Genomic DNA, 12,960 nt, shown 5'->3' with positions numbered 1-12,960 from the left:
AGGCAGAATTCGCGCTCCACATATAACATCACACATGGAGGTTTTACATCATGAAAAGAGTTTTGGAAAATGACTTTCTGAAAGTGGCCATTGACGACCATGGGGCTGAGCTGGTCAGCATTTATGACAAAGAGAAAGACCGTGAGGTGATCTGGCAGGGAGATCCCAGGTTCTGGGGACGTCATGCGCCGGTTCTTTTTCCAAATGTAGGAAAGCATTATGGAAATCATTACCGGATCGGTGATAAGGAATATGCTTCCAAGCAGCATGGCTTTGCCCGTGACACAGATTTCACATGTATTGATTCCACACTGGATTCCGTAACCCACCAGATTCGTTCTACAGAAGAGACCAAAGAGGTTTATCCTTTTGATTTCGTGCTCCGCATCCGTCATATTCTGAAGGGGCGCACCCTTACAGTCAGCTGGAAGGTAGCAAATAACAGTGACACGGATATGTATTTCGCCATCGGCGGACATCCGGCATTTCGTGTACCGGTTCTGCCGGATACCAGAAGAAGTGATTACCGTCTTACCTTTGACGGACAGGAAAGCCTTACATACCTTCTTCTTGATCCGGAGAGCGGCACGGCCAAGGCTGAGGAAAAGGCCACTCTGAAGCTGGAAAATAGCACCTGCCAGATTGAGGATCACATGTTTGACCACGATGCACTGGTATTTGACAATCAGATCACAAGGGCCGGCATCCAGCTGCCAGACGGCACTCCTTATCTGGAGCTGCGCTGTGTGGGATTCCCCAATTTCGGGATCTGGTCAGCTTCCCAGGATGCCCCATTTGTCTGCCTGGAGCCATGGATGGGACGCTGCGATGATTGCGGATTCACAGGAGATCTGTCGGAGAAACCATTTATCAATCAACTGAAAATGGATGAGATGTTTGAAACGGCATATACTATTGAAATATTCTAAATCGTGTTTGAAAAGGGCTTTCTGCAAGATGTTCGTCACAATTTGTGGGAGATCATGCCCGGATGAGGGCGCCGCAGCGGGCTACGCAACCGAATTTGGGCAAAATATACTGCAAAGCGAGGCGTGCAGATTGTGGGAATGATTTTTCAGACACATTCTAAGCAGAGCAAAAAAATATCGGTACACTTCCGCGCTTCTGGAAGTGTACCGATATTTTATTCACTCACTTTTCAGTTTCATAAGGCATCCTCAGTTTTTCCCCAGATTGTGTCTGAAAAAGGCTTTCTGCAAGATGTTCGTCACAATTTGCGAGAATGATTTTTCAAACAGGCTCTAGCATTAGCGTAAACTGCCACCATCACCACAGTAACCGCAAACACAAACATCATCCCATACTGATGGTATCCCTTTGCAAGCAGGCTCCTTCTGCCTTTAAAGCATCTGGACAAGGCCTGCAGGACCGCGTAGTGAAGAACATAGATAAGCATGGAATAGTCTTTTCCCACTTTTGCCAATGCTCTGGTAAGAGAATTCTCCACATAAAAATTCTGCCAGCCAACAAAAAGAAGAAAGATGCAGATTGCCAGAAAAATGGTTCCGGCATACTCTTCCTGGCTTCCCAGGGCATTTCGCTTTTCCAGCCACTTCTGCTCCATAACAGCCATATTCCAGAAAACAGGAAGTCCACACAGCAAAAATCCCATTTTCTTCCTGTCCAGAAAGCTAAGAAGAGCCTCCTTTCTGGATCCAAACCAGCAGCCCAGCCAGAAAAAGGGAAGTCCGCAGTACAGAAAGTTCCTTGCATAATAAATATGACAGTCTTCTTTTCCCACAAAAAACAGGGAATAGCTTCCCTTTATGAGACTTCCCGCCAACAGCACCGGAATCGCCAGATAAGCCAGCTTTCTCAGTCCCAGATGTTCTACAATAAAAGCAATTACAAGCACATAGAGAAGTGCCTGCAGATACCACAGGTGCGGTGAAAGCGGGGAAAAATTCCACAAAATAAAATCCTCCGGAACTCTTTCCTCAAACCTTGCAAGCAGTGCTTCTTTTATATTTTCTCTTTTCTCAACTGCCAGAAGGATTTCCCATAGCAGGTAAAACAGATTTGCGCCAATGGTAATGGTGAAAATTTTGCCAAACTGCTTCAGTTCCCGTTTCTTCGCCACTGTTTCCGGGTAAAAGAATCCGGTGATCATAAAAAACACAGGCACTGCAAAACGGCACAGGATCAGGAATTCATCTCCCCCCTGTATTTCCAGAGGCTTGTGGATCTCAACCACTGCAATAGCAGCCAGGCATTTCAAAATATCAATACACGTCCAACGTCTTTTTTTCATTTCCTCGTAACTCCAATAACTGCTGTTCCGGGCAAATACGGACAGCAAAAGGACCAACCATCTGATTTCAGAAAGTCAGCCCTTTTATTACTTTATATACACTCCACGCGGTTTCCACACGCTGCTGCGGCATTTTCAGATTCCTGTTATATGAGGATTCTGAACTGCCTGTCACATAAATCAGAATGTAAATTTATCTGCGAAGTAAGCATCCAGCTCATCAATCTTAATACGAACCTGCTCCATGGAATCACGGTCACGGACAGTTACCATTCCGTCAGTTTCGGAATCGAAATCGTAGGTTACGCAGAACGGAGTACCGATCTCGTCCTGTCTTCTGTAACGTTTACCGATGTTTCCACGATCATCAAATTCGCAGTTGTATTTCTTTGATAACTGAGCGTAGATTTTCTCAGCGCCCTCGTTCAGCTTCTTGGAAAGCGGAAGCACACCGATCTTAACCGGTGCAAGTGCCGGATGGAAGTGAAGGACTGTACGAACGTCGTTCTTCTCTGCATCCAGAACCTCCTCATCATATGCACTGCAAAGGAATGCAAGAACCACACGGTCAGCACCAAGTGACGGCTCGATTACATATGGGATATATTTCTGCTTCTTCTCATCATCGAAGTAAGTAAGATCCTGTCCGGATACATTCTGGTGCTGGGTAAGGTCGTAGTCTGTTCTATCTGCGATTCCCCAAAGCTCGCCCCATCCAAACGGGAAAAGGAACTCAACGTCTGTAGTAGCCTTGCTGTAGAAGCTCAGCTCTTCCTTGTCATGGTCACGGTAACGTACTTCCTCATCCTTCAGTCCAAGAGAATGCAGCCAGTTCAGGCAGAAGCTCTTCCAGTATGCAAACCACTCAAGGTCTGTGTCCGGCTCGCAGAAGAACTCAAGCTCCATCTGCTCGAACTCACGGGTACGGAATGTGAAGTTACCAGGTGTGATCTCGTTACGGAAGGATTTACCGATCTGACCGATACCAAATGGAATCTTCTTACGGGATGTTCTCTGTACGTTCTTGAAGTTTACAAAAATACCCTGTGCTGTCTCAGGTCTTAAATATACAGTATTCTTAGCATCCTCAGTTACGCCCTGGAAGGTCTTGAACATCAGGTTGAACTGACGGATATCTGTGAAATTGTGTTTGCCACAGGAAGGACATGGAACATTATGCTCTTCGATGAAATTCTTCATCTCTTCCTGAGACCATCCGTCTACAGAGCTCTCAAGCTCAATGCCGTGCTCCTGGCTGTAGTCCTCGATGATCTTGTCTGCGCGGAAACGCTCATGGCACTCTTTACAATCCATAAGCGGATCAGAGAAGCTTCCCAGATGTCCGGATGCGACCCAGGTCTGCGGGTTCATCAGGATGGCACAGTCAACACCTACGTTGTACGGAGACTCCTGAATGAATTTCTGCCACCATGCGCGCTTTACGTTATTCTTAAGCTCTACGCCAAGGTTGCCGTAATCCCATGTATTCGCAAGACCTCCATAGATCTCAGAACCCGGGTAAACAAATCCTCTTGCTTTTGCCAGAGCAATAATCTTGTCCATTGTTTTTTCCATGATATCTCTCCTCATTGTTTGATAGATGATTTTCTAATATTATACTCGCAACTTTTCTTTTTGTAAAGTTATACCGCGTACTCAATTCCGTACATTCTGCCGCAAAAACACAATTTCCGCACTTTTGAACAGCAAATCATGTGCTGCTATCGAAGTATAGAGCAAAGCACGTTAATCAGCTTTCCTGTTATGTGCAACATCCAATCCACTTACATCATAACTTCTAATATCTGCAAACTCTTAAATTTCTTATCCGTATTCCCTGCCACATAAGGCTGAATATGCCGTTCCAGCTCCCACAGCACCTCATCGGTCACTGTAAAGCTGTATAGCTTCGTCATGGGCGAGCTTACAATGTACTGCATGGTATAAAGTGCTGCCGGGGAAATCCGGCGGGCGGTTCTGGCTTCTCCGGGGCTTGCTTTCTTCAGGCAGTCCCCATCCAGGATCCCATGTGCCTCCTGGGAAAAGAACAGATTCTCTTTTCCGGCGATCTCCTCCCCACAGTTCACACACCGGAAAAGCTCTGGCATCAGCCCCTGCTCCGTCATAGTTCGCAGCTCAAAAATGCACCTTACCAGCCGGTCATCAATTTCCGGATTCAGGAGAGCCTTCACAGTGAGATAAAGAAGATTCATCATATTCTTCTCATCTGTGCCCTCTCTTCCGAAATAATCTGCCAACTCCAGAAAGTAATAGCCATAATAAACTCCCGGCTGTCTGGCGGCCAGCTCCACAAAATGATGGGTCACGGTCACCTGGTTCAGATTGTAGCTGCTGCGCCCTTCATACAGGGTGAAATTCCCGAACACAAAAGGATTGGCAGCTGCCATAAACGGACTGTTCTGCCGTCTGGCGCCCTTGGCGAAAGCGGAAATCTTCCCCCTCTCCCTGGTAAGAAGCACGATCCGCTTGTCATACTCTCCCACAGGCTGCGCAGAAAGTACAATTCCCTGTACCGTGATCAGATCACTCATATTCAGATTTCCTTCTTATCATATCCAAAGTTTTTGATCATAAAATCACTGTCACGCCAGTCTTTTTTCACCTTTACCCAAAGCTTCAGGTTTACCTTGGAGTCCAGCATACGTTCCAGCTCAAATCTAGCGTTGCTGCCGATCTTCTTCAGCATGGCGCCGCCTTTTCCAATGATAATGCCCTTGTGGGAATCCCTCTCACAAATAATGGTCGCCTCAATATCCACCATAGGATTTTTGCCCGGACGCTCCTTCATTTTGTCAATTGCCACTGCGATTCCGTGTGGAATCTCAGCATCCAGTGCGTGGAGCGCCTTCTCACGGATCACCTCTGCCACAATCTGGCGCTGGGGCTGGTCCGTTACAGTATCCTCATCATAGAACATGGGTCCATAAGGCAGATATTTCAAAATACTGTCAATAATATCCTCTGTGTTCTGTCCGCGGAGTGCAGAGCAAGGGATAATCTCTGCAAAATCACAGATCTTGCGGTACGTATCGATTGCCGGAAGGATCTCCTCTTTTTTCACTGTATCGATCTTATTAATGATCAAAATGACCGGCACGCCAACGCCCTGGAGCTGCTCTGCAATGTGGCGCTCACCGGCTCCAATGAAGGTAGACGGCTCAACCAGCCACATAATTGCATCCACCTCTTTCAGGGTACGCTCTGCAACGGCTACCATATACTCTCCAAGCTTATTCTTCGCCTTATGGATACCAGGCGTATCCAGAAAAACGATCTGTCCCTTCTCACAGGTATAGACCGTCTGGATGCGGTTTCTGGTGGTCTGGGGCTTCTTGGATGTGATCGCGATCTTCTGGCCGATCAGATGGTTCATCAGGGTAGATTTCCCAACGTTCGGGCGGCCAATAATTGCAACAAATCCGGATTTAAAATCTGGTGTCATTAAAATATATCCTCATCTTTCTTAACTTTTATCAACAGCTTACCAGCGGCTTGGTCTCCATAAATACATCCTTCGCCTTCTCGATTGCATTCTCGCTTCCAACCACACAGAGCTGGTCATCGGAGAGAACTGCCTGGATCAGCGGAGCCAGTGCATGGATATCCTCTACCGTAGCATTCAGGATCTGGTCACGCTCTTTTTGCAGCATCTCCACAGTGAGACCTCGGAAATAAGCCATTCTGCCAAGGGCACCCTGTGTCTGCGGTGTTCTTGGAACATCCTTTCCGCTGATGGTACCGATAATGTATTTGGTCATTTCACGTTCATCCGCTGCAAAGGTACGCACATATTCCGGCACACCCTCATATACTTCAAGAGTTCTGCGAAGATGGGGGTCTCTGTAAGAAACGAAATAACTCTCCCCGCTTCTCTTAAAGCCGCTCATACAGCCATATGCGCCGCCCTTTACACGAAGATTGATCCACAGATAATCATAGCTTAAAGCAACCTTCAGAATTTCCAGGGCACCGGTATAGGTAAAGCCTTTTTTTACAAAGTTACCGGTTCTTGCCACATACTGAACCTGTCCGGAGGTCTTAAAGCCCTCGTTCTTTTTCCTGCAGATAATGGCAGTTTCCGGAACCTCACAGGTACTCTCCGGCAGACTCTCCTTCAGGGCACCGCTTAAGGCCTTCACCTGTTCCACAGACTCTCTTTCTCCGGTATAGCTTACCATGAAGGAATCCTTTCGGATGATCTCTGCCATGGCATTCTGAAGTCCGGCTACGATCTCGTCCTTTTTCTCCTGAAAATTCTTCTCAAGGTCTTCGATAAATTTGTAATAGCCAACGCCTGCCATCTCATCCTGATATTCTGCCATTGGAGAACCGTAGGCAGCGCTGCGGAGTACTGCTGTCTGATGGCCTGCGCCAATCAGGGAAGCCTGTCCTCTGGACCTGATCTCCCCGATAATCTCACCAAGACGTCTGGTATCTGAAAGCTTAGAAGTATTCAGGATTTCTTCCATCATCTGGAACAGGAAATCCATCTGGGAATACAGTGCTTTGCCACGGATGGTAAACATGGTACGGAATGCTTCCGGGTCGTTCGCCTTGTCAAAAACATCTATGCCGCACTGGATACCGCCGGTTCTGGCATTGGTCTCATTAAACAGCTGACCGTAAGTGTAATTCTTTGTATCCACATATCCGAGAACAGACTTCAAAAGTCCAAGATAATGCACCTTCTCAACAGCCATATCCTTAATCTCGAACATAATATTTACATAACCGATTCCATTGGTGCACACATCCTGATACAGGAACAGACTGTTCTCCACCTGAAGCTCTTCGTTGGAAAAACCATTCACTTCTTTGCGGATATCGGAACGCTTCAACATAGGAATGCACTCCAGATCCTCCGGTCTCTCCTCAGACTCCTGGTAAGCCTCAAGGGCTTTTGTCTTTCTTACCATTTCTTCCAGCTGTTCATCGGAAAGGCTGCTTCTGTATGCTTCCAGCCTGTCTGCCAGCTCTTTCTCACGCTGGGCTGCAAGACCGCGCTTCGGCACAAGAGTCAGGATCGCACCATGTGTATTGTCCAGAAGCCATTTCTGGATCAGATTCTCGAAATAGCCTTCATTTACTGCAATTTTCAGCTGATCATAAATCTCCAGAAGCTTTACCTGGGAAAAAGCATTCTCATCATCATAAAGCCAGCTTCCCATAATATCCAGTCCATACATCAGACCTTTTGGAAACTGTCCAAAATCTGCTTCGCGGTAACGGAACTCCATGTAATTGATTCCGGAAAGAACCGCCTTCTTATCAATTCCATTTTTCACAATGTCCTGAAGGCAATTTCGGATAATGGAAACAAATTCCTCCTTCCGGGCAGCTCTGGCACCTTTTGCAATCACGGAGAAATACGGCTGCAAAACACCGTCGCTGTAATCGCCATAAATATCCTTACCGATTCCGGCGTCCAGAAGAGCCTGCTTCAGCGGTGCTCCCGGCGCACTTAAAAGTGCATAATCCAACACATCAAATGCCACACCCAGGGTACTGTCCATGGCATTTCCTACAACCATGTTATAGGAGAGATAGGTGTTATCCTCTTCTTCCTCGTTCTCCGCAATGGGATACTCGATCTGCAGGTCTTTCACCTGGGAAAAAGCTGCCTGCTCCTTAATACTGGAATCAACGTCCAAAGCCTCAAATGCGGACAGATATTTCTCATCAATAAATCGCAACTTCTCTTCCATGTCCATATTTCCGTAAAGGTAAATATAGCTGTTGGACGGATGATAGTAGGTGCGGTGGAAATCCAGAAACTCTTCATAGGAAAGCTCCGGAATATTCTCCGGATTGCCGCCGGATTCCACGCCGTAGGTATTGTCCGGGAAAAGATTATTCATAATCTCTCTGTCCAGCACCTCGTCAGGGGAAGAAAATGCTCCCTTCATCTCATTATATACAACACCATTATAGGTAAGAGGACCTTCCTTCTGCTCCAGATGGTAATTCCAGCCCTCCTGGCGGAAAATCTCCTCCTTCTGATAAATGTTCGGGTAAAAAACCGCATCCAGATAAACGTGCATCAGATTCTGGAAATCCTGGTCATTACAGCTGGCTACCGGATAACAGGTCTTATCCGGGTAGGTCATGGCATTCAGGAAGGTATTCAGTGAGCCTTTTACCAACTCTACGAAAGGATCCTTCAGCGGAAATTCACGGGATCCGCACAAAACACTGTGCTCCAGAATGTGGGGAACACCGGTACTGTTCTTCGGTGTGGTACGAAATGCAATGGAAAATACCTTATTCTCGTCATCATTCTCAACCAGGACCAGTCTGGCTCCTGTTTTTTTGTGGCGGAGCAGATAGCCGACAGAATGGATATCGGTCAGATTCTCTTGCTTCACAATCTCATATGCAGGAATATTCTCTTTTTTCATTTTTTCCTCCAAATAGTGCCCAATCAGTTTGTTTAAACAGCCGATATTGGGATGTATTTAATTCATTTCTTCAATTATGCCGAATTACACTGCACTTAAAAGCTTTATACAATGCAGCTGATAATTCTGGAGCATCTTCATCAGTTACAACAGGCGGTCTCTTAGAGCGTGTTTGAAAAATCATTCCCGCAATCTGCACGCCCCACTTTGCGGGAGATTTCACCCGAATTCGGTTGCCGTAGCCCGCTACGGCGCCCTTATCCGAGCGAAATCTCCCACAAACTGTGACGCACATCTTGCAGAAAGCCTTTTTCAAATACGCTCTAGCCTCTTCAACTTCTTGCATTAGTATAACACACAAAAAAGTATCTTACTACAACAAAATTCTTTTAAAAAGAACCGCCCCTGCGGGCGAATCTGGTAGGATTCTTCCTGCAGGGGCGGTTCTGATTATTTAATTGTGATTGTTAATCCTGTTCTTTTTTGCGGCGTCTTCTGGTTGTTTCTTCGATTGCGAGAGCTGCAACAAAGAACAATGCCATATAGAAGCCGATTGGTGTGTCATCACCTGTCTTAACACCTGTGGAGGTGCCTGGGGTTGGTGTAGGAGTTATGGTCTCCTCAGGAGTTACAGTAGGTGTTGCTTCCGGTTGTTTCTGGTTAATGATGGTTACCTCTGCATTGAGATTATTTTCATCAAACAGTACATTTCCATTTTCAACAGTTACTGCATATCTGAATCCGTCTGTACCACCTACCAGATTTCCTTCTGCATCTGTCTCTGCAACATAGAGCGTAAAGGATTCATCCGGTATTACAACTGCCTGTGTACTCTCAGATACTGTGGAGCCGCCTGCAAGATCAAGTGTCAGGATATTCTTCTCTGTTCTTGTGGAAAGAGTTGTGCACTCTTTGTCATCAAAGATACCTGCATAGAAAATCTCATCACTTTCCAGGGCATTTCCATCTGCACCAAGAAGCTTCTTGGTTACATTCAGAGTCGCGATCTTGTAGAATCCATCCGGCCATTCGCTGAACTGGTTCTCGAATGTGATGCTGCTCTTTGCGCCATCCTCAGTTACGGTGATTGCCTGTCCCTGTGGATAAACCGGTACATAAACCTTTTCATCCGGCGTCATGCCTGAATCAATTGCTTTTCCGGTTACATCTGTCTCACTTACATAGTAGGTTCTTCCAAGATCCAGATTGGTAAAGGTAACTGTGGAAGAAGATGCATTCTTAAACTCAAGTGCTTTTACATCAGAAGCAGGAATTGTGCATTCTGCATCTGCGAAAAGTGCTGCGTAGAAGGTCATATCCTTAGCGCCTGCAAGTGCATCGTTCAGCTTCAGTTCCTTGGTGATCTCAATAGCAGCAGTCTTGCCCTTTGTCATGGCATCCTTCATCTCAACTGCATTTTTGGTGTCATCTGCATCAACAGTGAAGGTGATCGGCTCTGCGATCTCATATCCTGATGGTGCTTCTGCCTCAACCAGTTTGTAGGTCTTGCCAAGAACAAGTTTCGCTGTGATCACATGTGGTGTACCATCTGAGGTCCACTCTTCCACAACCTTATCCTGGTCATCTACTACCTGAAGTTTTGCTCCTGCAAGAGCTTTCAGGGTGGTGTCGTCTACCTTGGAAATGGTAACCTTGGTAGTATCGTTGACAAATTTCATGGCTGTCTCAGTGTAATCTTCTCCATTTACCTTGGTGGTAAGCTTCAGAGTTCCGTCACGGTTGTCTTCTACATTTACAGTTACTGTATAAACAGTTTTGTCGTATACGTAGGTGTCTGCCTCTGATGGGAGCTTTTCGTTTACGGTGTAGGTAAAGGTCTTGCCAGCATCTTTCTCTGTATAGGAAAGCTTGCTGAAGCTGATCGCACCTTTCTCGTCGTTCTTAACTGTCTCAATTACCTTGCCATCTGCATCTTTCAGTTCGAATTCGAAGGTTCCAAGCTGCTCAGCTTCTACCTTCATGGACTTCTGGGCTTTCAGTTCAAGGTCAGCGGAAGCGCTGTAGGTATTCGTGAAGGTAACTGCTCCAGTGAGGTCTTCACTCTTTACAGGTTCGCCGTTCTTTGTGACAGAAGTAACTTTCGCTGTTAACTTGCCTGCATTGTCGTCTGTTACGTCTACTTTTACAACGTATTTGCTTTCATCATACTGGTATGCCGGTTTCTCATCTTTTACTTCGGTGATCTGGTAATAATGGGTTCCGGATTCCTTGTATGTGATGATTGGGAATGTGATGGTGCCGCCGTCAGCATTCTTCACAGTTTCGTTGTAACCATTTTCTACTGCCTTTCCATCTGCATCCATTTCTGTTGCCTGGAAGCTGAACTGCTCTGCTTCCAGTGTCTGGCCTTCCAGAGTCTTGGTTGCACCAAGAGCGATCTGACCAGATGTGGTGTAGGTGTTGGTAAATTCCATACCTGTTACAGTGGCATCCTCAGAGGTTGCCTTGGAGGAATGGATGACTGGGGTTACGGTTAAGGTACCGTTGCCTGCATCTGTTACGGTTGCGTTGATGGTGTAGATGGTGTCGTCGTAGGTGTAACCTGCTGCGTCACCTTTCACCTCATTTACGGTGTACTGGTATTCGCCGGTATCATCTACTTTCTTATCTGTGTTGTCTTTTACAAGGCTGTACTTGATTTCGTCAAAGGTTACGTTTCCGTCAGCATCGTTGGTCTTGGTCTGAAGAACAGTGCCATCTTTGTCGCGAAGTTCGAATGTAAACTGACCTTCTGTAAGTGGTGTCTCTGTGGTTGTCAGAGTCTTCTTAGCTGTCAGGTTCAGACTTCCGGATGCGGAGTAGGTGTTCTTCATCTCAACTTTGTTGTCGATGTCATTCTCACTTACAGTAAACTCAACAGGATCTGCCAGGGTATAACCAGCTGGAGCGGATTTCTCGACTAACTTGTAGGTTTCGCCGAGGATCAGTTTGCCAGTGATTACGCGTGGGTTGTCCTTAGTTGAAGTTGTCCAACTATCGATTACCACGCCGTCCTTGTCCTGGATTTCGAGTACTACGCCTGAAAGCTGATTGCCAAGGGCGTCTACTTTGGTGATGGTTACCTTGGTGGTGTCATCTTCTACCAGGTATACCTTGTTACCATCTGTATCTGTTGTAGTTTTTGCATTGGTTTCAATAGTTCCATCTTTTTTAACAGTAAACTCAATATCTGTTGCATACTTATAACCAGCAGGAGCTACTGTTTCTCTAAGAATATAGCTCTTTCCAGCTTCAAGTTTAGGACCAAAGTCGTGAGTTTTACCTTTTTCAGAAACCCACTCATCTACAGTCTTACCTGTTTCCTTATCAATTACTACAAGATGAGCACCTTCTACCTCTTTACCACTTCCAAGTTCTACTTTGTTGACATTGAAATGAAGTTTAGCATCTACCAGAGTCAGTTTATTGCCAACTATTGTTTCGTTGTCCACTGTAATAGTTCCATCAGCTTCTACTTTAAAGGTAATTGGATCTGCTGCAACATAACCTGTCGGAACGTTGATTTCCTCCAGTATATAAGTGTTTCCTGCAATCAGCTTCCCAATAATATCATAACTGGTTTCATCTGTCTTCCAGCTTGCTACTGCATTTCCATTACTATCTTTTACAGTAATCTGAAGTTGCGCATCTTTAACTGGGTTGCCTTTGTCATCGACTTTATCAACAATTACTGTGGTCGGTGTATTGATTACATCATAATCGCCAATTCCTTTTGTAGTGATATATCCGTCTACTTTATCCTCTGTTATGGTGTATTCAATTTCCTTTCCTTTTTCGTATTTCGGCTGATCTGCAAATTTCCATTTCCAATCGTCTGCCTTTGATACGGTCTTGGAAGCAACCAATTTGCCATTTGCATAAAGGTTAATGGTAATAGTTTCTGGTCTGATGTCTGCATTGCCATTGTCATTCCAGGTCTTGGTTCCTTCGATATCTACAGTTCCCGGTTTATGGGTATTTGTGATGTTGTTCTTGTTACTTGCATCGTAGGAAGTCTCATAATCTTTTACCGGGGTTTCTGCCACACGGTACGTGATCTTCTGCTGGTTCTCATACTCCGGAAGGTTTCCGAAGCTGTAGCTCCAGATATCACCGGCTGTATTTGTCCAGGTTGCCTCTTTCTCTACCGGCTCTTCTTTTCCGTTTCCGACAGTCCTGTAGAGCTTCAGCTCCACTTTCTCAGGTCTCAGACCGTCCTGGTTGCTGTTGTCATCCCAGGTCTTGGTTCCGCTGATCTTCACGGTTCCA

At 45.9% G+C, this 12,960-nt stretch carries 9 protein-coding genes and 2 pseudogenes; 3 read left to right on the top strand and 8 right to left on the bottom strand.

All coding sequences use genetic code 11. The features are described 5' to 3' along the window. The first annotated feature begins 50 nt into the window (after nucleotides 1-50). The gene (locus tag AB5170_RS02300; RefSeq protein ID WP_148462326.1) at nucleotides 51-929 is read left to right on the top strand and encodes an aldose 1-epimerase family protein; all 879 of its coding nucleotides are present in this window, start codon (nucleotides 51-53) and stop codon (nucleotides 927-929) included. Between the two features lie 28 nt (nucleotides 930-957). Then, nucleotides 958-1,040 (top strand): annotated as a pseudogene (locus AB5170_RS02295) (DUF6783 domain-containing protein); the annotation flags it as partial. Between the two features lie 112 nt (nucleotides 1,041-1,152). Here the strand turns inward: AB5170_RS02295 and AB5170_RS02290 are convergent. From AB5170_RS02290 to AB5170_RS02260, 7 genes and pseudogenes are all read right to left on the bottom strand, one after another. Further along, complete coding sequence (locus AB5170_RS02290) at nucleotides 1,153-1,245, bottom strand: DUF6783 domain-containing protein (protein WP_368365039.1); 93 nt, start codon at nucleotides 1,243-1,245, stop codon at nucleotides 1,153-1,155. Further along, nucleotides 1,229-2,272, bottom strand: a complete 1,044-nt coding sequence (locus AB5170_RS02285) for an acyltransferase (RefSeq protein ID WP_173716885.1) — start codon at nucleotides 2,270-2,272, stop codon at nucleotides 1,229-1,231. The genes AB5170_RS02290 and AB5170_RS02285 overlap by 17 nt, the downstream gene beginning before the upstream one ends. A gap of 180 nt (nucleotides 2,273-2,452) precedes the next feature. Continuing rightward, nucleotides 2,453-3,847 carry a glycine--tRNA ligase gene (locus AB5170_RS02280; RefSeq protein ID WP_173719039.1) on the bottom strand — a complete coding sequence of 465 codons (1,395 nt, stop codon included), beginning with the start codon at nucleotides 3,845-3,847 and terminating at the stop codon, nucleotides 2,453-2,455. A 209-nt stretch (nucleotides 3,848-4,056) separates the two neighbouring features. Beyond that, a complete protein-coding gene (gene recO / locus AB5170_RS02275; protein ID WP_148462329.1) occupies nucleotides 4,057-4,824 on the bottom strand; it encodes a DNA repair protein RecO in 768 nt (255 codons plus the stop codon). 2 nt (nucleotides 4,825-4,826) lie between these two features. Further along, nucleotides 4,827-5,735: a GTPase Era gene (era, locus tag AB5170_RS02270; protein ID WP_118578648.1), complete on the bottom strand. Its 909-nt coding sequence runs from the start codon at nucleotides 5,733-5,735 to the stop codon at nucleotides 4,827-4,829. A gap of 31 nt (nucleotides 5,736-5,766) precedes the next feature. Further along, nucleotides 5,767-8,691 carry an insulinase family protein gene (locus AB5170_RS02265; RefSeq protein ID WP_173719040.1) on the bottom strand — a complete coding sequence of 975 codons (2,925 nt, stop codon included), beginning with the start codon at nucleotides 8,689-8,691 and terminating at the stop codon, nucleotides 5,767-5,769. A 70-nt stretch (nucleotides 8,692-8,761) separates the two neighbouring features. Beyond that, nucleotides 8,762-8,947, bottom strand: a pseudogene (locus tag AB5170_RS02260) (DUF6783 domain-containing protein); the annotation flags it as partial. Here AB5170_RS02260 and AB5170_RS02255 point away from each other — a divergent pair. Then, nucleotides 8,864-9,040: a DUF6783 domain-containing protein gene (locus AB5170_RS02255; RefSeq protein ID WP_325064558.1), complete on the top strand. Its 177-nt coding sequence runs from the start codon at nucleotides 8,864-8,866 to the stop codon at nucleotides 9,038-9,040. The pseudogene AB5170_RS02260 and the gene AB5170_RS02255 overlap by 84 nt on opposite strands. Before the next feature lie 118 nt (nucleotides 9,041-9,158). On the opposite strand, the gene AB5170_RS02250 is transcribed toward AB5170_RS02255, so the two are convergent. Beyond that, nucleotides 9,159-12,960, bottom strand: a 3,802-nt coding sequence (locus tag AB5170_RS02250) for an FctA domain-containing protein (protein ID WP_368361395.1), incomplete at its 5' end; no start/stop codon positions are given.

Origin of the sequence: Ruminococcus sp. RTP21484sp1_RTP21281st1_A8_RTP21281_210402, from assembly GCF_040914025.1 — a bacterium.
In the GTDB taxonomy this organism is placed as follows: domain Bacteria; phylum Bacillota; class Clostridia; order Lachnospirales; family Lachnospiraceae; genus Blautia_A; species Blautia_A faecis.
This window is presented reverse-complemented; position numbering and strand designations above follow the sequence as displayed.